The organism is Streptomyces tibetensis (assembly GCF_040647715.1).
Taxonomy (GTDB): domain Bacteria; phylum Actinomycetota; class Actinomycetes; order Streptomycetales; family Streptomycetaceae; genus Streptomyces; species Streptomyces tibetensis_A.
The window spans coordinates 274,352-293,822 of sequence record NZ_JBEZCR010000010.1; the positions used below are offsets into that span (position 1 = coordinate 274,352).

20 protein-coding genes and 1 pseudogene are annotated in these 19,471 nt (G+C 72.1%); 10 read left to right on the forward strand and 11 right to left on the reverse strand.

The genetic code is table 11. From position 1 onward, the window contains the following. The first annotated feature begins 38 nt into the window (after positions 1-38). Positions 39-431: a VOC family protein gene (locus tag AB0B29_RS26735; RefSeq protein WP_362244006.1), complete on the forward strand. Its 393-nt coding sequence runs from the start codon at positions 39-41 to the stop codon at positions 429-431. 42 nt (positions 432-473) lie between these two features. Beyond that, positions 474-1,553: an adenosine deaminase gene (locus AB0B29_RS26740; protein WP_362244007.1), complete on the forward strand. Its 1,080-nt coding sequence runs from the start codon at positions 474-476 to the stop codon at positions 1,551-1,553. Here AB0B29_RS26740 and AB0B29_RS26745 read toward each other — a convergent pair. The 3 genes from AB0B29_RS26745 to AB0B29_RS26755 form a co-directional block, all read right to left on the reverse strand. Continuing rightward, the gene (locus tag AB0B29_RS26745; RefSeq protein ID WP_362244008.1) at positions 1,535-2,050 is read right to left on the reverse strand and encodes a mycothiol transferase; all 516 of its coding nucleotides are present in this window, start codon (positions 2,048-2,050) and stop codon (positions 1,535-1,537) included. The genes AB0B29_RS26740 and AB0B29_RS26745 overlap by 19 nt on opposite strands. A gap of 166 nt (positions 2,051-2,216) precedes the next feature. Beyond that, positions 2,217-3,722 (reverse strand): carotenoid oxygenase family protein, encoded by a 1,506-nt coding sequence (locus AB0B29_RS26750; RefSeq protein ID WP_362244009.1) that lies wholly within the window; start codon positions 3,720-3,722, stop codon positions 2,217-2,219. Positions 3,723-3,789: 67 nt separating this feature from the next. Then, positions 3,790-4,707: a LysR substrate-binding domain-containing protein gene (locus AB0B29_RS26755; RefSeq protein WP_362244010.1), complete on the reverse strand. Its 918-nt coding sequence runs from the start codon at positions 4,705-4,707 to the stop codon at positions 3,790-3,792. A gap of 118 nt (positions 4,708-4,825) precedes the next feature. On the opposite strand from AB0B29_RS26755, the gene mgrA reads away from it, so the two are divergent. Continuing rightward, a complete protein-coding gene (gene mgrA / locus AB0B29_RS26760) occupies positions 4,826-5,818 on the forward strand; it encodes an L-glyceraldehyde 3-phosphate reductase (protein ID WP_362244011.1) in 993 nt (330 codons plus the stop codon). 257 nt (positions 5,819-6,075) lie between these two features. Here the strand turns inward: mgrA and AB0B29_RS26765 are convergent, their stop codons facing one another. After that, a complete protein-coding gene (locus AB0B29_RS26765) occupies positions 6,076-6,459 on the reverse strand; it encodes a nuclear transport factor 2 family protein (protein WP_362244012.1) in 384 nt (127 codons plus the stop codon). A 335-nt stretch (positions 6,460-6,794) separates the two neighbouring features. Here AB0B29_RS26765 and AB0B29_RS26770 point away from each other — a divergent pair, with 335 nt between their 5' ends. The 4 genes and pseudogenes from AB0B29_RS26770 to AB0B29_RS26785 all read left to right on the forward strand — a co-directional run bounded on the left by AB0B29_RS26770 (position 6,795) and on the right by AB0B29_RS26785 (position 11,705). Then, positions 6,795-7,205 carry a hypothetical protein gene (locus AB0B29_RS26770; protein ID WP_351642770.1) on the forward strand — a complete coding sequence of 137 codons (411 nt, stop codon included), beginning with the start codon at positions 6,795-6,797 and terminating at the stop codon, positions 7,203-7,205. A 55-nt stretch (positions 7,206-7,260) separates the two neighbouring features. After that, positions 7,261-9,600, forward strand: a complete 2,340-nt coding sequence (locus tag AB0B29_RS26775; RefSeq protein WP_362244013.1) for an FHA domain-containing protein — start codon at positions 7,261-7,263, stop codon at positions 9,598-9,600. A gap of 9 nt (positions 9,601-9,609) precedes the next feature. Next, positions 9,610-10,158, forward strand: a pseudogene (locus AB0B29_RS26780) (hypothetical protein); the annotation flags it as partial. A gap of 551 nt (positions 10,159-10,709) precedes the next feature. Continuing rightward, positions 10,710-11,705 (forward strand): serine/threonine-protein kinase, encoded by a 996-nt coding sequence (locus tag AB0B29_RS26785; protein ID WP_362244014.1) that lies wholly within the window; start codon positions 10,710-10,712, stop codon positions 11,703-11,705. Positions 11,706-11,714: 9 nt separating this feature from the next. Here AB0B29_RS26785 and AB0B29_RS26790 read toward each other — a convergent pair whose 3' ends face one another. After that, a complete protein-coding gene (locus tag AB0B29_RS26790; protein WP_362244015.1) occupies positions 11,715-13,013 on the reverse strand; it encodes a streptophobe family protein in 1,299 nt (432 codons plus the stop codon). 180 nt (positions 13,014-13,193) lie between these two features. Between AB0B29_RS26790 and AB0B29_RS26795 the strand changes: the two genes are divergently transcribed. After that, the gene (locus tag AB0B29_RS26795; protein WP_362244016.1) at positions 13,194-14,381 is read left to right on the forward strand and encodes a DUF6777 domain-containing protein; all 1,188 of its coding nucleotides are present in this window, start codon (positions 13,194-13,196) and stop codon (positions 14,379-14,381) included. 91 nt (positions 14,382-14,472) lie between these two features. Here AB0B29_RS26795 and AB0B29_RS26800 read toward each other — a convergent pair whose 3' ends face one another. The 3 genes from AB0B29_RS26800 to AB0B29_RS26810 are packed head-to-tail and all read right to left on the reverse strand — an operon-like array spanning position 14,473 to position 15,607. Further along, the gene (locus tag AB0B29_RS26800; protein WP_362244017.1) at positions 14,473-14,889 is read right to left on the reverse strand and encodes a PRC-barrel domain-containing protein; all 417 of its coding nucleotides are present in this window, start codon (positions 14,887-14,889) and stop codon (positions 14,473-14,475) included. Next, positions 14,886-15,470, reverse strand: coding sequence for a PRC-barrel domain-containing protein (locus AB0B29_RS26805; protein WP_362244018.1), 585 nt, complete (start codon positions 15,468-15,470; stop codon positions 14,886-14,888). The genes AB0B29_RS26800 and AB0B29_RS26805 overlap by 4 nt, the downstream gene beginning before the upstream one ends. Continuing rightward, positions 15,467-15,607, reverse strand: a complete 141-nt coding sequence (locus AB0B29_RS26810) for a hypothetical protein (RefSeq protein WP_362244019.1) — start codon at positions 15,605-15,607, stop codon at positions 15,467-15,469. The genes AB0B29_RS26805 and AB0B29_RS26810 overlap by 4 nt, the downstream gene beginning before the upstream one ends. Positions 15,608-15,796: 189 nt before the next feature. Between AB0B29_RS26810 and AB0B29_RS26815 the strand changes: the two genes are divergently transcribed. Next, positions 15,797-16,261 (forward strand): ATP-binding protein, encoded by a 465-nt coding sequence (locus tag AB0B29_RS26815; protein ID WP_362244020.1) that lies wholly within the window; start codon positions 15,797-15,799, stop codon positions 16,259-16,261. A gap of 172 nt (positions 16,262-16,433) precedes the next feature. Here AB0B29_RS26815 and AB0B29_RS26820 read toward each other — a convergent pair whose 3' ends face one another. Continuing rightward, positions 16,434-17,321 carry an RNA polymerase sigma factor SigF gene (locus AB0B29_RS26820; protein ID WP_362244098.1) on the reverse strand — a complete coding sequence of 296 codons (888 nt, stop codon included), beginning with the start codon at positions 17,319-17,321 and terminating at the stop codon, positions 16,434-16,436. 215 nt (positions 17,322-17,536) lie between these two features. On the opposite strand from AB0B29_RS26820, the gene AB0B29_RS26825 reads away from it, so the two are divergent. Next, positions 17,537-17,950 carry a helix-turn-helix domain-containing protein gene (locus AB0B29_RS26825; protein WP_362244021.1) on the forward strand — a complete coding sequence of 138 codons (414 nt, stop codon included), beginning with the start codon at positions 17,537-17,539 and terminating at the stop codon, positions 17,948-17,950. A gap of 18 nt (positions 17,951-17,968) precedes the next feature. On the opposite strand, the gene AB0B29_RS26830 is transcribed toward AB0B29_RS26825, so the two are convergent. Together AB0B29_RS26830 and AB0B29_RS26835 are read right to left on the reverse strand one after the other, a co-directional pair. Continuing rightward, positions 17,969-18,571 carry a ClpP family protease gene (locus AB0B29_RS26830; RefSeq protein ID WP_362244022.1) on the reverse strand — a complete coding sequence of 201 codons (603 nt, stop codon included), beginning with the start codon at positions 18,569-18,571 and terminating at the stop codon, positions 17,969-17,971. Next, positions 18,571-19,212 carry an ATP-dependent Clp protease proteolytic subunit gene (locus AB0B29_RS26835; protein ID WP_362244023.1) on the reverse strand — a complete coding sequence of 214 codons (642 nt, stop codon included), beginning with the start codon at positions 19,210-19,212 and terminating at the stop codon, positions 18,571-18,573. The genes AB0B29_RS26830 and AB0B29_RS26835 overlap by 1 nt, the downstream gene beginning before the upstream one ends. Positions 19,213-19,471: the final 259 nt, after the last annotated feature.

The following is a 19,471-nucleotide window of genomic DNA, read 5'->3' on the forward strand; positions in this document are numbered from 1 at the left end:
TAACCTCTCCGGTCAACCGCCCGCTCCGAGAGGCCCCGATGAGACGTATCGCCCTGGTCACCCTCGTCGTCGACGACTACGACGAGGCGATCCGCTTCTACACCGACGCCCTCGGCTTCCGGCTCGCCGAGGACGCACCCCGGCCCGACGGGTCCCGCTGGGTCGTCGTCGAACCCGGCACCCCGGGAACCGGCACCGGTCTGCTGCTGGCCCGCGCCAAGGGGGAGACCCAGACCGCCCGGGTCGGCGACCAGACCGGCGGGCGGGTCGGCTTCTTCCTGCACACCGACGACTTCACCCGCGACCACGCCCGTATGACCGGGGCGGGCGTGACCTTCCTGGAGGACCCGCGGCACGAGCCGTACGGCACCGTCGCCGTCTTCCAGGACCTGTACGGCAACCGCTGGGACCTGCTGCAGCCCGTCGGCTGACCGTCCCGCCCCTTCGAACCACCTGCCCGAGGAAAGACCGCCATGACTGCTACGCGCGTAGACGCCGACCTGATCCGCCGCCTCCCCAAGGCCGTGCTGCACGACCACCTCGACGGCGGTCTGCGCCCCGCCACCGTGGTGGAGCTGGCCGAGGCGGTCGGCCACACCCTGCCCACCACCGACCCGGACGAGCTCGCCGCCTGGTACTACGAGGCCGCCAACTCCGGCGACCTGGTGCGCTACATAGCCACCTTCGAGCACACCCTCGCCGTGATGCAGACCCGTGAGGGCCTGCTGCGCACGGCCGAGGAGTACGTGCTGGACCTGGCCGCCGACGGTGTCGTGTACGGCGAGGTGCGCTACGCCCCCGAGCTGAACACCAACGGCGAGCTGACCATGGCCGAGGTCGTGGAGACCGTCCAGGAGGGCCTCGCGGCGGGCATGGCGAAGGCCGCTGCCGCGGGGACGCCCGTGCGGGTCGGCACCCTGCTGTGCGGCATGCGGATGTTCGACCGGGTGCGCGAGGCGGCCGACCTGGCCGTGGCGTTCCGCGACGCCGGCGTCGTCGGCTTCGACATCGCCGGTGCCGAGGACGGCTTCCCGCCCGCCGACCACCTCGCGGCCTTCGAGCACCTGCGCCGCGAGAACGTGCCCTTCACCATCCACGCCGGGGAGGCGCACGGGCTGCCCAGCATCCACCAGGCCCTCCAGGTGTGCGGCGCCCAGCGCATCGGGCACGGCGTGCGGATCACCGACGACATCCCGGACCTCGCGGCCGGCAAGCTCGGCCGGCTCGCGGGCTGGGTGCGCGACCGGCGCATCGCCCTGGAGATGTGCCCGACGTCCAACCTCCAGACGGGCGCCGCCACCTCCATCGCCGAGCACCCGATCACCGCGCTCAAGGACCTGGGCTTCCGCGTCACCCTCAACACCGACAACCGGCTGGTCTCGGGCACCACGATGACCCGCGAGATGTCCCTCCTGGTCGAGCAGGCGGGCTGGAGCGTGGAGGATCTGCGCACGGTCACCGTCAACGCCCTCAAGAGCGCGTTCATCCCGTTCGACGAGCGCAACGCGCTCATCCACGACGTGGTGCTGCCCGGTTACGCCGCCGCGCTCTGAAGCAGCCCCCGCAGGTAGGCGGCCTGCCCGACGTGCTGGAGATCGTCGGACAGGACGCTGACCAGCCGGACGCCCAGGGTGACCGGCGGGTCCCAGCGCTCGTCCACGACCCGCTCCAGGTCCTTGGCCGCGAGACCCCGCAGGGCGTCCAGGCTCTGCACGTGCACGGCGTCGTAGTAGCCCGTCAGCAGGTCGCCCGAGTCGACACGGACCCGGGCGACCTTGGCCGGGCTGTGGCCGTAGCCCGTGTCGCGGCGGGGCAGGTCCAGCCCGAAGCGTTTCTCCCAGTCCTGGGACAGCCACACCTGTTCGAGGCCGAAGGCGTCGGCCATGTGGTCGTCCTGGACGCGGGTGAGGTGCCAGACCAACCAGGCGATCGAGTTGGTGTCGGGGGCGGGGCGGGCGCTCAGCTCGTCGGGCCCGAGCCCCTCGACAGTGGCGTGGACTTCTTCGCGGATGCGGCTGAAGCCGTCGATGAGGATGTCCTTCGCATGCATAGCTCCACCATCGCGCATCGCCGGGGATCATGCGCCGGGGGGCGCGCCCGCAATCACGCGCCGGGGCATCGCTACATCACGCACCGGGGGATCAAGCGGCATCACGCATCGGGTGATCAAACGACTTCACGCACCGGAGGATCAAACGACATCACGCACCGGGGAACTACGCGTCGGGAATCCAGCTCCCATGGAAACCCAGCGGCACCCGGCCCGGAAGATGGATCCGGGCCACCGGCTCCCCGGTGAAGTCCTGGGCGGCCAGGATCACCAGGTCCGACGCCCCGCGGTCGGGGTTGTGCACATACGCGATCGCGTACCCGTCGTCCTCCGCCGTCCTCCGGTCACCCGGGTCGGACGGCACGAACACGGCCTCGCTCGCCGCCGCCCCCGCGGGCAGCCGGTGCACTTCGCAGGTGCCGCGCAGCAGGTCGTGCTTGAGGAGGGCGTTGGTGAAGGCCTTGTCGGGCGGGATGCCGTCGACGGCCTGGTAGGCGAGAGACATCTCCGCGGCCGCGGCCGAGTAGCCGTAGCGGTGCCGACGGGACACCAGCGCCTCGTTGACCCGTGGGAACTCCTGCGGACGGTCGTCGAGCGTCCTGGTCCGCACCCGTCCGTGCCGCAGGTCGATCGTCCAGCGGTCGAGCCGGGGGGTGCCCGCCGTGTGGGGGCCGCCCGAGCCGTTTCCGGCGACGAGGAACGGCGCGTCGAAGTTCGTCATGTCGACGACGATGTGCGGCCCCTCCTCGTACGCGTTGAGCGTGTGCGAGTAGTAGACCGGCTCTACCTCGAACCAGCGGACCGCGCCGCCCCTGCGGGGCATCACACCGACCCGCGCCGGATGCCGGTCGTTCCAGACGTACGGCACGAGGTCGCCGCGCTCGGCGCCCGCCGGGTCGAAGGTGACCGGCATGTCGAGGATCACCACGTGGTGCTCGGTGAGTGCGAAGTCGTGGATCATCGGCGCGTCCGCCACCGGGATCCTCGTGGTCCGCACCACCTGGCCCGCCGGGCCGACGACCAGGTGCCGGACGTGGTCCCAGGTCGGGTAGTAGGCGATCGCGTGCAGCTCGTCGGCATGGACGTCGAACTTGGTGTGCGCGGTGAGCGGGCCCTGGAGGGTGCCCCGGAAGTCGTACGTGCCGACGGTGTTCAGTTCGTCGTCGAGTTCGTACGGCAGCGGGCCGCTCTCCTGGAGCGTGAGGATCCGCCCCCGGTGGGGGATCACATGCGTGTTGCACGGGAAGTCGTCCGGCGGCACGGGACCCGGGTAGGGCTCCCCGAGCTTCTTCGCCACCTGGGAGGAGCGCACCCAGCGGTTGCGGTACCACTCGGCCCGGCCCTCGCGCAGCCGCACGCCGTGCACCATGCCGTCGCCGAGCATCCAGTGGTGGGCGCGCGGGTCCTCCAGGCCCAGGACGTTGGGCCCGTTGCGCAGGTAGCGGCCGTTCAGCTCACGCGGAACGCGGCCGGTGACCGGCAGGTCGAAGGCCGTCAGCTCCTCGGTGACCGGCTCGAACGCGCCCTCGAGGAAGGGGAAGCGGCGCGGCGCCGCGGGCGCCGTGGGCGCCGCCATGGCCGGGGCGGCCCCGGCGCCGGGGCCGCCGAGCGCACCGGCCGCCGTGATCGCCGCGGCGCCGCGCAGCACGTTGCGTCGTGTGGGATCCGTCATCTGCCCTGCTCCTGACCGTGGTCGCCTTCGGGAACGGTCACGAGTCTGCTGCCCGGGGCGGATCGGGTCAGGAGGGGTGGACACCCTCCTGGGGTGGTGCCAGACCCCCTGTTTCCAGCAGGCCCATCAGCGCCCGGGCCGCAGGACTGGTCGCCTGCTCGGGCGGCAGCAGGGCCACGGTCTCGTAGACGGTGTCTTCGGCGCCCTTCACCGGCAGGGCGGTCAGCGAGGCGCGCTTGTGCCGGAAGTGACGTGGCACGACGGCGATGCCGAGGTCCTCGTCGACGAGATCGAGGAGGCTGTGCACGTCGTTGACCTCCAGGGCGACGTTCCGGCGGACCCCCGCCGCGGCGAACGCGGCGTCGGTGGTGCGCCGCGGCCCCCAGTCCGGATGGAAGTCGACGAAGACCTCGCCGCCGAGATCCTCCGGCGTCACCGCGGCTCCGGCCGCCGCGAGCCGGTGGCTCGGGTGGCACAGCACGGTCATCGGCTCGCCGGTCAGCGGCACGGTCCGCAGCTGTTCGGTGTCCTCCTCGGCGGTGCGCACGGCGAACGCGAGGTCCAGGCGCCCGGCCGCGACCTCCTCGGCGAGAGCCCCCGAGCCCGCCTGCCGCAGACAGATCTCCACGTCCGGGTGGCGTCTTCGGAAGGCCGCCAGCAGCCCCGCCACGTGCACCCCGGCGATGCACTGCTCGGAGCCGAGCGCGAGCATCCCGCGCAGCACGCCCTGCACCGCGGCCACCGCCTCGTGTGCCGAGCGGACCTGCGCGAGGATCCGCTCCGCCTCGCCGAGCAGCGCCCGTCCGGCCGGGGTGAGCGTCACCCGGCGGGTGGTGCGCACGAACAGCGGCGTCTGCAGCTCCCGCTCCAGGGCCCGGATGGACGCCGACAGGCCCGACTGGGACACCAGGAGGCGTTCCGCCGCGCGGGTGAAGTGCTGGTCCTCGGCGACCGCGACGAAGTGCTGCAGGTGACGCAGTTCCATGACTGAGAAGCGTAGCCGCTGAATTCCATCGGATTCTTCTGTTGGACGCATGGCCGCAGGTCACGCGAGAGTGGACACCGGTTTGCTCCCCTACCGTGCCAACCCCTCTGGAGTCGCGTTGTACACCGCACACCCCGACCGCTACGCGGACATGCCCTACCGGCGCACCGGGCGCAGTGGTCTGAAGCTCCCCGCGCTGTCGCTCGGCCTGTGGCACAACTTCGGTCCGGACCGGTCCGTCGAGACGCAGCGCGCCATCCTGCGCCGCGCCTTCGACCTCGGCGTCACCCACTTCGACCTCGCCAACAACTACGGACCGCCGCCCGGCGCCGCCGAGTCGGCGCTGGGCGAGTTCCTGAAGACGGACTTCGCGCGGTACCGCGACGAGCTGGTGATCTCCACCAAGGCCGGCTACCTGATGTGGCCGGGCCCGTACGGCGAGTGGGGCTCGCGCAAGTACGTGCTGTCCTCGCTGGACCAGAGCCTGAAGCGGATGGGCCTGGACTACGTCGACATCTTCTACTCGCACCGCCCCGACCCCGACACCCCGCTCGAGGAGACGATGGGCGCCCTGCACTCGGCGGTGCAGCAGGGCAAGGCGCTGTACGTCGGCGTCTCCAACTACTCCGCGGAGCAGACCCGTGAGGCCGCCCGCATCCTGGGCGAGCTGGGTACCCCGCTCCTCATCCACCAGCCCCGCTACTCGATGCTGGACCGCCGTCCCGAGGACGAGGGTCTGCTCGACGCCCTCGACGAGCTCGAGGTCGGCTCGATCGTCTTCTCCCCGCTGGAGCAGGGCGTGCTCTCCGCCCGCTACCTGGACGGCATCCCCGAGGGCTCCCGGGCCGCGAGCGACAGCCCCTTCCTGAACTCCGACGCCCTCACCGAGGACCTGGTGGGCCGGCTGCGCGACCTGAACGACCTCGCCGAGTCCCGCGGTCAGACCCTGGCCCAGATGGCCCTGGCCTGGGTGCTCCGCGGCGGCCGGGTCACCTCCGCGCTGGTCGGCGCGAGCAGCGCGCGGCAGATCGAGGACAGCGTCGGCGCGATCGCCAACCTGGACTTCGACGCGGAGGAGCTGGCCCGGATCGACGCCATCGTCAAGCAGTAGCGGATCCCCGGGTGCCCGAGGGTGCCCGCTCCCGGGCACCCGGGCCACGAGCGGATCGGCCTACGAGCTGATCCGCTCCTCGAGGTACACGGTCACCGTGTCCAGCCGCCCTCGGCGGGGCTCTTGCGCAGGACCGCGGTGAACTCCACGTCCGGTTCTCCCGTGCTCGCCATGACGTCCTCCGGTGCTCGGCTGCCGCTCCCTCATCCAGAAGGACAGACCGCCGGACACCGGAGACCTCATGGCGGGCGCCGGACTCACGCCCCGGCGGGCACCCGGTCCAGGAAGCCGAGCACGGTCCTGATACGGCCGTGCCCGTCCAGGGTGATCACATCCGACCCGGCGACCGGCGCCGAGCCGTCGGCCACGCTGACCAGCTCCCAGGAGAAGCGGGCGGTGTCGTGATGCCCGTCGACGCCGCCGGTGAGCCGGAACGCGAAACCCGGAAACTGCTCCCGGGCCGCCGTGATCACTGCGGCGATCCCCTCGCGGCCGCTGACATCGGCCAGGGGATCGGTGTAGCTGCCGTCCTCGGTCCAGGCGGCGGCGACCGCCCTGGCGCGTGCCGCCGCGTCGTCGGCGTTCCACGCCTCGAAGTAGCGGGCGACGGCGTCCTCGTGGCGGTGGGCGGTTGCGGACATGGCGATCAGCCTCCGGGAAGGTCGTCATTGCTGGTCAGGGGTCGGGTTCCGCGCTCGGCCGACCCGGTACGACCACCTTGCCCGCACACGCCGGGAGCGTCGATTACCTCCGGAGTCATGGGCGGTCGCGACCGCTCGCCGGATTTCGGCCAACTCGGGGGGTGAATATGCCAGGAGAGTGGCCGGAAAGTCGTGGTGACAGTGATTCAGTAGTGAACATACTGACCTGCGAGAGCGCTTTTCACATCCAGCGACGGCGCCCTCACGCACAGCACGCGAACCGCAGAAGGGGCGAGGCCGGCCGGCAGACGGGCAGGGCTACGGGGGAGGGTCACGTGCACGACGAGTTTCTGTGCCACGTCACGGCATACGGAGTCTGCGACGGCCGCCGGATCGGAGTCCCCCTCGGCACCTACCGGGCGCCCACCCTCGCCCTGGCCCTGTGGTGGCTGCGCGACCGCGCCTCCTGGATCGCCCAGCGTCTCGACCCCCGGCCGGACGCCGAGCACTTACCGCCGGGCTCGCTCGTGCCGGTCGCCCCCACCGTGCCCGACGTGCCCATGCTGCTGCGCGCCTGGTGCGCCGATCCCGCCCAGCAGGAGCGGGTCGCCGAGGAGTTGGCGGCCGGACGGCTGGTACGTATCGCCACCAGCGACGACACCACCGAATACGAACTGCTCGCCGAGTCCGTGGACGCCCTGCGGATGCAGCGCACCGCCCCCTTCGTCGGCATCACCGTCGGCTGACCTGCACCCCTCTTCGCCCAGGCGCGTACCAGGTCATATCGGTAGAATTTTGACCATGGCGCAACCCTCGGTAGCACCAGAGCTCGTCCTGGAGACGGAGACGGGCACCACCGTGATGATCCCGGGCCACGACTACCACGTAGGGCGCGACCCTCTGTGCGACATCGTCATCGACGACGACCGGGTCTCCTGGCACCACGCGGTGCTGAAGCCCGAGGACGGTCACTGGACCATCGAGGACGAGGACAGCACCAACGGCACCTATGCCGACGGCCGCCGCATCCACGAACGGGACGTCGGGCCCGGCAGCGTCATCCGCTTCGGCAATCCGGCCGACGGGCCCCGCCTGACCCTGACGGGACGCCCCGCCCCCGCCGCACCCGGGCCGGAACGCCCCTCCGCCGTCTCCATGCCGTCCCGCACCGGCACCTACCGGCAGCCCACGACCGTCAGGCCGTTGCCCTCCCGCACCGTCCGCATCGGCCGCGCCACCGACAACGACCTGGTCATCGACGACCTCGTGGTCTCCCGCCGGCACGCCGAACTGCGCGCCCTGGCCGACGGCACCTACGAGATCATCGACCTGGGCAGCCACAACGGCACCTACCTCAACGGCAGCCGCGTCACCAGCGCCCCGGTCGGCCCCGGCGACATCGTCGGCATCGGCCACTCGGCCTTCTGCCTCGTCGGCGACCAACTCCAGGAGTACGTCGACACCGGCGAGGTCTCCCTCGACGTGCAGGACCTCGCCGTCAGCGTCGACCGCGGCCGCAAGACGCTGCTGGACCACGTGTCGTTCCCGGTGGGGGAGAAGTGCCTGCTCGCCGTCGTCGGCCCGAGCGGCGCCGGCAAGTCCACGCTCCTCAACGCCCTCACCGGCCAGCGGCCCGCGAACCACGGCACCGTCCTCTACGACGGCCGCGACCTCTACCGCGACTACGCCGAGCTGCGCCAGCGCATCGGTCTGGTGCCGCAGGACGACATCCTGCACGCGCAGCTGACCGTCCGCAAAGCGCTCTCCTACGCCGCCGAACTGCGCTTCCCGCAGGACACCGCCAAGGCCGAGCGGCGCGCCCGGGTCGACGAGGTCATCCGCGAACTGGGCCTGGAACAGCGCGCCGACCAGCCCGTGCACAGCCTGTCCGGCGGCCAGCGCAAGCGTGTCAGCGTGGCCCTGGAACTGCTGACGAAGCCGTCGCTGCTGTTCCTCGACGAGCCGACCTCCGGCCTCGACCCCGGCATGGACCGCTCGGTGATGCACATGCTGCGCGGCCTCGCCGACGACGGCCGGACCGTCATCGTCGTCACCCACAGCGTCCTCAGCCTGGACGTGTGCGACCGGCTCCTGGTCCTCGCCCCCGGCGGGAAGATCGCCTACTACGGGCCGCCCGAAGACGCCCTGCCCTTCTTCGGATTCCAGGAGTGGCCGGAGGCCTTCGAGGCCTTCGAACGGGACAGGAGGCGGGACTGGGCGGGGCAGTACCTCGCCTCGCCCTTCCACGGACGGTACGTGGCCGACGCCTCCGCCCAGCCCCAGCGGCCCCGTTCCGAGCCCGTCGTCATCACCGCCCCGCCCCGGCCGCGCAGCCGCGGCGCCCAACTCGGCACGCTGGTACGGCGGTACGCGGCCGCACTCAGCGCCGACCGCACCTTTCTGATCATCATGATCGCGCTGCCCTTCGTCATGGGCGCGATGGCCCGCGCCCTGGCCGGCGGCAAGCTGACGCAGGACACGGCGATGAACGCGCTGCTCATCCTGTGCGTCGGCGCGGTGCTCACCGGGGCCGCCAACGCCGTGCGTGAACTCGTCAAGGAACGCGTGATCTACCAGCGCGAACGGGCGGTGGGTCTGTCCAGATCGGCGTACCTGATGTCCAAGGTCATCGTCCTGGGCGTCATCACCGTGCTCCAGGCGGTGGTGCTGACCCTGGTCGCCCTGTTGGGCGTGGACCTCAACGCCCCGGGCGGCGAGGGCGTGCTGATGCCGCCCCTGGTGGAGATCACGGTCGCCGTCGCCCTGCTCGCGTTCACGGCGATGATGCTCGGACTGCTCGTCTCGGCCCTGGTGCGCAAGGAAGAGGTGACGATGCCCCTGCTGGTGCTCATCGCCATCGTCCAGGTCGTCTTCTGCGGAGCCCTGCTGAAGCTGGCCGACACCCCGGGGCTCGAGCAGCTCGGCTGGCTGGTTCCGGCGCGCTGGGCGCTGGCCGCGATGGCCGGCACCGTGGGGCTCGCCCGGATCGTGCCCGACGACCTGACGAAGGACCCGCTCTTCGAGCACTCGGTGGGCACGTGGCTGCTGGACGTCGGGATGCTGGTCGTGCTGTCGGTGCTCTTCGGGTTCCTGGTGTCCCGGCTGCTGCGGCGGCACGAACCGGCCGTCATGCGGAAGTAGGGAGCGCCGATGACGACCCCCGGTTTCCGGCCCACGCACGTCGTCCCGCAGCACGGGATGCCCGCCTGGGAGGCCCCCGACCCGGCCCGGCCCACCGTGGACCTCGATCCTCTGCTGCCGGTGCAGCTGCTGGAGCGCCAGGGCGACTGGGGGCACGTGCTGTGCTTCAACGGCTGGTCGGCATGGGTCGACGGCCGCCGTCTGGTCGCCGTACCGCAGGATCCGCCCGCCGCGGACGGGCCGCTCACCCGCGCCGCCGATCCGCGGCCGCTGCTGGGCCGGGCGCAGGAGGCCCTGGCGCGCTACCGCTCCGCGGTGGAGGACCTCGCGACCGGCCTCGACCGCGAGTCGTTCCGCACCCGCACGCACGGCATGCGGATCGGCGTCGTCGTCGACGGTGAGTCCGTGTGGCTCTACGACTCCGCCCACGGGCACTGGGTGTACGCCGACGGCGCCCGGATGACCACGTATGCGACGGACGAGACGCCCGAGGCGGAACCGGCGTCCCGCCCGGCCGCGGCGCCCGCGCACCCCCCGGCGCGAGTGGTTCCGCCCGAGAGCCCCGTCGAGCCGTCCCGCCCACGGAAGGCCGCCGACCCGGCCGAGTCGCCGTCAGCGGCGCGGAGCGCACCCGCCGGGCCCACGCGGGTGGTCTCACCCGAGACACCGTCACCGTCGGGGATGGCCCCGCCCGAGTCACCTCCGCCCTCGGCCGCGGCCCCGCCCGAGGCCTCCGACCCGACGACGGAACCCGTGCCCCGCGAGACTCCGGAGCCCACGCGGGTGGTGCGCCCCGACGCTCCCGAGCCCACGCGGGTGGTGGTCCCGGATGCGCCCGAGCCCACGCGGGTGGTGGGCTCCGACGCCCCGGAGCCCACGCGGGTCGTGGCCCCCGACGCGGCCGAGCCCAGCCGGGGCGCGCGCCCCGGCGGTCCGGAGCCCACGCGGGCGGCGACCCCGGATGCCGCAGAGCCCACGCGCCTCGTGTCCCCGGGGGAGCGGAGGAGCGAGGGCGAAGGCGAGGAAGGGGCAGAGCGGCCGGGCAGGCCGCCCACGCGGGCCGTGGGGCATGAGCCCACCCGGGTCGTCCCGCCCGAGGGTGACGGGCGTTGACCCGCGAGACGAGCCTGTTCGCGGGGCGGCCCTCCGAGCTGGTCGGGCAGCAGATCGCCGGGTACCGGATCGAGCAGGAGATCGGGCGCGGCGGCATGGCCGTCGTGTACCGGGCCCGCGACCTGCGCCTGGAACGCACCGTCGCCCTCAAGCTGCTCGCCCCCGAACTCGCCCGCAACGACACCTTCCGCCGCCGCTTCACCCACGAGTCGCGGGCCGCCGCGGCGATCGACCACCCGCACATCGTGCCGGTGTTCGAGGCCGGCGAGACGGACGGCGTGCTGTACATCGCCATGCGGTACGTCCCCGGCAGCGACCTGCGGCACGTCCTCGACCGCGAGGGCCCGATGCCGTCCGCCACCGCCCTGCGTGTCGCCGCCCAGGTCGCCTCCGCACTCGACGCGGCCCACGATCACGGACTGGTCCACCGGGACGTCAAGCCGGGCAACATCCTGGTGGCCCGCGGCACCGACACCGACCACCCCGAGCACGTCTACCTCACCGACTTCGGCCTGACGAAGAAGTCCCTGTCGCTGACCGGCTTCACCACCGTCGGCCAGTTCGTCGGCACGCTCGACTACGTCGCCCCCGAGCAGATCTCCGGCAAGCCGGTCGACGCCCGCTGCGACGTGTACGGTTTCGCCTGCGTCGTCTTCGAGACCCTGGCCGGCCACCCGCCCTTCCTCCGCGACGACGACATGGCCCTGCTCTGGGCCCACCAGTACGACGAACCGCCGCCGCTGACCGAGGACCGGCCCGACCTCGACCCGCGGGTGGACCCCGTCCTCGCCCAGGCCCTGGCCAAGAGCCCCGACGACCGGTACCCGTCCTGCCTCGCGTTCGTGGCCGCACTGCGCGCCGCGACGGCGGGCGGCGAAACCGGCGCCCCCAGGATGCCCACGCGGGTGGACCGGCAGCTGCCGGGCACGGGGGAGGAGCGGCCCAAGCAGCCACCCCGCTGGGCCGAACCGGTCTTCGTGCAGCGGGCGTAGTGCGCGGCGTCAGCTCCCGCCGCCGGTGCGCACCTCGCCCCGCCGCCGTACGCGACGCGCAAGCAGCGCCCCGGCGAACCCGGCCACCAGCCCCCACGGGACGGCCAGACCCACCGCACCCCACAGCTTGGGCCTCAGGAACAGCTCGCCCCCCAGACCGCCGCCCAGATCACCGATGCCCAGCACGGACAGGCCGAAGTGCGCGGAGATCCGCCCCACGAGGCAGATCGTGAACACCGTGAGCCCGAGGGCGAGTGCCATGTGCACCGCGTGCTGCCAGGCCCGCGTCCGGGCCGGGGACCGGGCCGCCATCACGAACCCGGCGGCCAGCAGCAGCACGATGTCGACGACCAGCAGCCACCACACCCGGCCGTCGTGCTCGGCGAGGGTCCGCAGGTTCAGCTCGGAGACGTCCGGGGTGCGCAGCACCTCGTCGAGCACGTGCGGCATGGGCAGCCCGAACGGTCCCTCCACCCTGCCGTTCCAGGTGGCGCCGAGCCCGATCGTCAGCGCCAGCCACACCAGGTTGGGGATGCCCAGGAGGATCACCGCGAACGTCTCCCGCGCGTGCCCCTTGGCCGCTGCGACGACCAGGGCGACGACCACGCCGATGACGACGCAGGCCAGCAGCAGCGCGACCATCGCGTATGCGGCCGGCCGCACCGACGCCTGAAAGCGCAGCAGCCCGGCGGGCAACGGCGCCCCGCGGGACACCAGCAGCGTCAGCACCAGCACGCCGGCCAGCCACACCACGCCGACGAACACGGACAACGGGACATCGGTGGTGAAACCGACCTTCGGCGATGCCCCGAACAGGTCGCCGAGTTCACCGAGCGTGTCGTCCCCGAGGGGGATGTCGAAGGTGTGGCGGGCCGCGAGGGTCAGGCCGATCAGCGCGAGCAGCCACAGGGCCGCCACCCGGCCGGCCCAGCCGGCCAGCTCCGCAGCGCCGGCGACCGCGCGATGCCGCAGCGGCCGCAGGAATCCCCAGGCGAGCACCAACGCCCCGGTGAGCGTGACGGACAGCGGAATCACCGTCAGACCCGCCTGCGTAGAAGCGAGGTCCCCCGCGCTTCCGGTGAGCCTCACCGTGCCGCCGACCGCGGTGACCATGGTGGCGGCGACGACGGGGCCGAAGGATCCGTCCGGGAGGTCACCGGCCCCGGCCGCCCACAGGCCCAGGGACGCCACCACCGCCATGGCGAGCAGCCCGGCGAGCACCGTGACGAGGGCATGCGCCCAGCCGTGGCGGGCGACGGCCCACTCGCCGGAGGTACGTGCCTGGCCGGAGGGGGTGCGCGAACTCACGCTGCCACGCTAAGCAGCCCCCCTTCAGGGCGCCCGCCGGAGAGGTCCGTCCGCGTCGGCTTGCGGGGCGCACGGGACCGGGGCACACAATGAACTCGTAACGCCAAAAAGCGACATGCACGGGGGCGAATCGCCCGCAGTGTGTGAAGGCCGCAGAGAACCCACGCGGGAGAAGAGCTCGTGAGCGTCGATCCACCGTCGTCCGGCCGCCCCACAGGGCCTCCCTCGGGCCCGCTGTCGGGTCCCTCCCAGCCGCCCTCGGGTGGCGGCCCGCCATCGGAGCCGCCGACCGGAGGCGGGCCTGCGGAGCCCCCGGGCGGAGGCGACAAGGAGCCGGAGCCCCGCCGCCCGTGGTGGGGGTCCGTGCCCCGGGTCGCGATCGTCGCCACCGCGGTGGTGGCCGCAGTGGTCCTGGCCGTGGTGCTCTCCCGGCCCGACAACGGCGGCAGCGGTGCGTCCGACGGCGGCACCAGCACGTCCGCCGGCGAGGTCTTCCTCCAGCCCGCGGCCGACACGGGCCCGGACGAGTTCACCGAGTCGACGGCCGAGGAGAAGAGCTCCGCCTCGCCGGTCACGCCCTCGGGAGCCACCGAGTCGGCGCCGCAGAACGCCGTGCGCGGCGTGGAGGGCGACGCGCCCGGCCTGTACGGCGGCACGCGCAACGTCGCCAGCTGCGACGTGGAGAAGCAGATCACGTACTTCGCCGACGCCCCGGACAAGCAGCGTGCCTTCGCCTCGGTCGCCGGGATCCAGCCGTCCGACGTCCCTTCCTACCTGCGTTCGCTCACTCCCGTGCAGCTGCGCATGGACACCCGCGTCACCAACCACGGTTACAGGAACGGCGCCGCCACCAGCTATCAGGCCGTCCTCCAGGCCGGTACGGCCGTCCTGGTCGACGACCGCGGTGTGCCCCGGGTGCGCTGCGCGTGCGGCAACCCGCTGTCCCCGCCGGTCGCCCAGCAGAGCGCACCGAAGACGACCGGCGACGCCTGGCCGGGGTACAAGTCGTCGAACGTCGTCGCGGTGGCGCCCGCGCCGGAGCCGGTCGACGTCTTCGTGATGTGCGAACCCGACGGCGAGTGGTTCGAGCGCCAGGCGGGCGACACGGGCAAGAAGGACCACAAGACGAAGAAGCCCGACAAGCCGTCCCCCTCGGCGAGCGTCACCACGCCGACGGCGCCGACCGACTCGACGTCCTCCAAGCCGCAGACGAGTCAACCGCCGACCTCGGACACGGACACGTCGGGGCCGACGACGGAAGAGCCGCCGACGTCCGACACCCAGCAGCCGCCGCCCGACAGCAACACCGGGGGTGATACCGGAAGCGACACCGGCGGTGGCACGACGGAGCAGGCCCCGGCCTCCTGACCCGGCCGCTCACCGGCACGGACCGCCCGGGCGTGGTCGCCCAGCCGACCCGGCCCACTCAAGCGGCGCGTACCAAGGCGGCCCGGCCCACTCAAGCGGCGCGTACCACCAAGGCGTAGTCACCGAGTCCGAGCAGCCGGTCGCCCGGCAGGTCACCGTGAGCCGTGACGACCGCCTCGACGCGGCCCGTCTCCGGTTCGAAGGCGACGTCCTGGACCGTGCCGAGCGTGTCGCCCGTCTCGGTGAGGACCCTGAGGCCCGGCAGCTCGTGGTGCGGCGGCACCTCGGCCGGTTCCGCGGTCGTGCGGACCAGTACCGCGTCCGGGCCGATGGCGTGCAGGGCGCCCCAGGCCAGCACGGTCTCCTTGCGGGAGTGCCTGCCCCGCACCCGGACGTGCGTGACCACACCGGAGACGGCGTCGACCGTCAGCGATCTCAGCGCGCCGATGTCCTTCGCCTCGGTCAGTGTCAGCACCGGCAGGCCCCGCGCCTCGGAGAACAGCATCACGGCGCCGATCCCTCTTGCCCGGCCTGGAAGGCCCCGACCCGGGCGACGAAGGCCGGCAGGTCGTCGGCGACGTAGCGGGTGGCGTCGGCCGGGATGACCAGGGCACGGCCCGAGACGGCGAGCGTTTCGCCGCGCGGCACGTAGACCCGGTGCCGACGGCGTCTGGAGCCCTGCACCAGCGCCTTGGCCGCGGCGATCCGGAATCCGACGACCCTGCCGCTGGTGCCGCCCTCGACGATCACGTCGAGCACCGTGCCCACCTCGGCGCCCTCGTCGGTCAGCACCTTCGCGTGCAGGACCCGTCCCTGCCGGGCCTCGCGCCGGGCCACCACGGTGGTGGTGTCCTGCAGCGCCGACGCGTCCTGGACCATGACCGCGTACGGGCCCAGCGCGTGCACCGCCGACCACGGCAGGCTCTGCTTCAGAGGCCCGCTCAGCAGGCCGCGCCCGCTGAGCGTGAAACCGGTGATCCGACCGGCGGCGGCGTCGAAGACGGTGTCCTTGATCTGCGCGACGGCGTCGCCGCCCAGGGTGACCACCGGGAGAGTCGTCAGACTGCGCGCGGCCAGCAGCTCGTTCATCGCAGGCCCTTCCCGCCGGGCCTGCGCCGGACCGCGATGACGGTCCCCGAGCGTCGCCCCGCCTGCACGGCGAGCGTCACCGCCGCGACGGCGGCGAGCGCCGCGATCACCACGACCAGCCATGTCCACCAGGCCACCGTGCACCTCCGGCGATCCTGCCCGGCCGCCCTCGGCCGGTCCTGATATTCCTTCCGGGTGCCCTGTGAAGGGGGGACGATGCCCGCGTCATCGAATGGGGGAGAATCTGTCAGGACTGTGAAGCCGGGCCCGGGGTACGAGCACTGGTGCAGAGCGTCCGGCCAGTCCGGCTTCCCGGAGAGAAAAGAATGATCGACTACCTGGACGGGGCAGTGATACCGACTGGTTTCGACGTGCCCGTGGAACCGCTGATGCGGGCGGCACACTACACCGGCGAGCAGGGATGCATCGCCGAGGCGCGGTCCTTCGCCGCGCTCTTTCTCGACCAGCTCAGGACCGAGTGGTGCGCGCGTATCGACGAGCGGGTCGACGGTGCCGTACTGCTGGTGGTGAGCGAGCTGATCACCAACGCCGACCGGCACAGCAACGGGCCGTACATCCTGGAGCTGGTCGGTACCGACGCCGCGGTGACGGTGTCGGTCTACGACAGCAGCTCCGCACTGCCCCGCATCTTCCCTCGCAACCCCGAGCGCATCGGCCGGCACGGCCTGGAGATCGTCCACGCGCTCGCGGAGCAGGTCAGCGTGGAACGGGTGCCGGTGGGCAAGCGGGTACGCGCCGTCCTGCCGCTCTCCGGCGGAACCGGGGGGTGAACCGTCCGGGTGAGTTGCGTCACCCGGACGGCACGCATGGTTTTCACCCCGTCGGCGACCACTCGTCCACTCGTCGACGAACCCTCATCCAAGGACCCGGCCCGGACAGCACTCGCGGGTGCCGCCCCACTCCCGCATGGGGGGGACGGCACCCGCTGGTCGGACGGCTCTGTCAGGCGCAGCCCAGCTCGCCCAGCATGCCCTCGCGCAGTCGTGTGATGATCCGCTTGATCAGTCGGGAGACGTGCATCTGCGAGCAGCCGAGCTGCTCACCGATCTCCGCCTGTGTGGCCTCCTCCACGAACCGCATGTGGATGATCTGCCGGTCGCGCTCGCTCAGCTCCGCCATGAGCGGGGCGAGCGAGTGGAAGTCCTCGACGAGCCGCAGCCCGTCCTCCTCCACACCGATGAAGTCGGCCAGGACCGCTTCGCCGCCCTCCGGGCCGTCCCCGGTCAGCGCGGCGTCCAGCGACGACGAGTTGTACCCGTTCGCCGCGATCTGCCCCTCCACGACCTCACGCTCGGAGATGTTCATCAGGGTGGCCAGCTCGGCGACCGTCGGTTCACGGTCCAACCGGCTGGCGAGCTCCTCACGGGCCTTGGCCAGCTCGACGCGCAGCTCCTGCAGCCGCCGGGGCACGTGCACCGCCCACGTCGTGTCCCGGAAGAACCGCTTGATCTCGCCGACGATGTACGGCAGGGCGAAGGACGTGAACTCGACCTCGCGCGAGAGCTCGAACCGGTCGATGGCCTTGATCAGGCCGATCATGCCGGTCTGGACGATGTCCTCCATGTCGTCCCCGCGGCCGCGGAACCGGCCGGCGGCGAAGCGCACGAGCGACATGTTCATCTCGATCAGGGTGTTGCGCGCGTACTGGTACTCGTGCGTTCCCTCTTCGAGTTCCGTCAGGCGCTGGAAGAACTGGCGGGACAGCTGCCTGGCGTCCCGCGGAGCCACAGACCGGGGGTCCACGACTCCCGGCAGTGCTCCGTCGCCCGCGCTGGCCTCGGCGTTCTCTTCGACGATCTGTGCCTTCGACCGGATCACGGCGGTCTCCATTACCTCTCCCACGAACGTCACGGCGGACATCTGCCTAGGTACTCCCGAGTTGCGGGTACCCGGGTCGGCGCGCACCATGCCCCCTGATTTTTCCATGGGCGAAATAGGGCGGAATGTAACCCTCCATCCTCCGCCCCGGTCATGGCCGCGGTGATTCCACCCAGAGCGGAACGCCGTGCCCTTCCCCCGGCGGCCGGGATTCCTAGGCTGGAGCAGTGAGCAACCACCTGCCGAACGAAGCCCGAGTCATTCCGCTGCGCCCGCACGGCGCTCGCCCCGCCGGCCCGCCGCCGCGCCAGGCACCCCCCGCCCCGGCCGCGAAGGAACCGCTGTGGCGGGACCTGGTGGGTGACGTCCTGCGCCGCGAACGCCTCACGCAGGAGCGCACGCTGAAGGACGTCGCCGACGAGGCGCGGATCTCCATGCCCTACCTCTCTGAGGTGGAGCGGGGCCGCAAGGAGGCCTCCTCGGAGGTCCTCGCGGCCGCCGCCCACGCCCTCGGGCTGAGCCTCGGCGACCTGCTGACCAGGGCGCAGGGCGAGCTGACGCGTCTCAGCTCGCGTTACGCGGGCGGCGGTCGCCACGGTACGGCGGGCTCGTCGCACGACGGAATGTGCCTGGCGGCCTGAGCCGTACCGGCCGGCGCCTCAGACCCTCGCGAGGCGCCGGCTGAGCACCTCGTCGGCCAGCCCGTAGCCCACCGCCTCCCGGGCGGTGAACACCTTGTCACGGTCCATGTCGGCCCGCAGGGTCGCCACGTCGTGGTGGGTGTGGCGCGCCAGCACCTCCTCGACCTGGGAGCGGATCCGCACCATCTCCTTGGCCTGGAGCGCCAGATCGGACACCATGCCGCGCTGCCCCCCGGTCGCCGGCTGCCCGAGCAGTACCCGGGAGTGCTCCAGCACGAACCGCCGCCCCGGGTCCCCGCCGGCCAGCAGCACGGCCGCCGTGGACGCCGCCTGCCCGACGCAGAACGTGGAGATCGGTGCCTGCACGAACGTCATGGTGTCGTAGATGGCCATGAGCGAAGTGAACGAGCCGCCCGGAGAGTTGAGGTAGATCGCGATCTCGCTCTCCGGCGACGACGACTCCAGGTGGAGGAGCTGGGCGATGACGACGTTGGCGACGCCGTCGTCGATCTCGGTGCCGAGGAAGATGATCCGCTCGGACAGCAGCCGGCTGAACACGTCGTAGGACCGCTCGCCCTGCGGAGTGCGCTCGACGACGTTCGGGATCGTGTACGTACCCATCACTGCAGCCCCATCCTGCGCCGGGTGGCCGCCGGGCGGACGTCCGCGAGGGACTCCACGACCCGGTCCACGATGCCGTACTCCCTGGCCTCCTCCGCCGTGAACCAGCGGTCCCGGTCGCCGTCGCGGGAGATGGTCTCCGGGCTCTGACCGGTGTGCTCGGCGGTGATCCGCTCGATGGTCCGCTTGGTGAACTCCAGGTTCTCCGCCTGGATCTCGATGTCGGCGGTGGTGCCGCCGATGCCCGCCGACGGCTGGTGCATCATGATCCGCGCGTTCGGCAGGGCGTAGCGCTTGCCCGGTGCGCCGACGCTCAGCAGGAACTGGCCCATGCTGGCCGCGAAGCCCATGGCCAGCGTGGAGACGTCGTTCGGGATGAGCCGCATCGTGTCGTAGATGGCGAGGCCCGCGTGCACGCCGCCACCCGGGCTGTTGATGTACAGGCTGATGTCGGTGTGGGCGTCCTCCGCGGACAGGATGAGCAGCTGGGAGCAGACCCGGTTGGCGGAGACCTCGTCGACCTGGGTGCCCAGCAGCACGATGCGCTGTGCGAGCAGCTGGGCGGCCAGATGGTCGTCGAAACGGGTCGGAGGGGTGTCGCCCTCCTCCGCCCGCGGGGCGAGCGTCATGAGTGGAGTCATCGGTTCTCCTCGTAGGCGGCGACAGGTGCCGCCCGACGTGTCGGGGATGTGCCGTCGACTCCACTGTTGACCTCGGGCGATGCCCGCGAACGGTTTCTCTGCCCTCGGCAGATCCGCTACCGGCAGAGGCCGCCCGCTCAGCCCGTCCCGCCCAACTGGCGGAAGAACGCCCGTACATCACCCACCCGCAGGTGATGCCGGTTCCGAACGGTGTCACGGCCGACTGAATTGCCGGCCGCCCGGCCGATGAGTTCCGGGG

Bases quoted from the DNA above. Each gene is read 5' to 3' on its own strand.
- AB0B29_RS26735 (WP_362244006.1), top strand. From the start codon at position 39: ATGAGACGTATCGCCCTGGTCACCCTCGTCGTCGACGACTACGACGAG.
- AB0B29_RS26740 (WP_362244007.1), top strand. From the start codon at position 474: ATGACTGCTACGCGCGTAGACGCCGACCTGATCCGCCGCCTCCCCAAG.
- AB0B29_RS26745 (WP_362244008.1), bottom strand. From the start codon at position 2,050: ATGCATGCGAAGGACATCCTCATCGACGGCTTCAGCCGCATCCGCGAA.
- AB0B29_RS26750 (WP_362244009.1), bottom strand. From the start codon at position 3,722: ATGACGGATCCCACACGACGCAACGTGCTGCGCGGCGCCGCGGCGATC.
- AB0B29_RS26755 (WP_362244010.1), bottom strand. From the start codon at position 4,707: ATGGAACTGCGTCACCTGCAGCACTTCGTCGCGGTCGCCGAGGACCAG.
- AB0B29_RS26765 (WP_362244012.1), bottom strand. From the start codon at position 6,459: ATGTCCGCAACCGCCCACCGCCACGAGGACGCCGTCGCCCGCTACTTC.
- AB0B29_RS26775 (WP_362244013.1), top strand. From the start codon at position 7,261: ATGGCGCAACCCTCGGTAGCACCAGAGCTCGTCCTGGAGACGGAGACG.
- AB0B29_RS26805 (WP_362244018.1), bottom strand. From the start codon at position 15,470: ATGAACGAGCTGCTGGCCGCGCGCAGTCTGACGACTCTCCCGGTGGTC.
- AB0B29_RS26815 (WP_362244020.1), top strand. From the start codon at position 15,797: ATGATCGACTACCTGGACGGGGCAGTGATACCGACTGGTTTCGACGTG.
- AB0B29_RS26820 (WP_362244098.1), bottom strand. From the start codon at position 17,321: ATGGAGACCGCCGTGATCCGGTCGAAGGCACAGATCGTCGAAGAGAAC.
- AB0B29_RS26830 (WP_362244022.1), bottom strand. From the start codon at position 18,571: ATGGGTACGTACACGATCCCGAACGTCGTCGAGCGCACTCCGCAGGGC.
- AB0B29_RS26835 (WP_362244023.1), bottom strand. From the start codon at position 19,212: ATGACTCCACTCATGACGCTCGCCCCGCGGGCGGAGGAGGGCGACACC.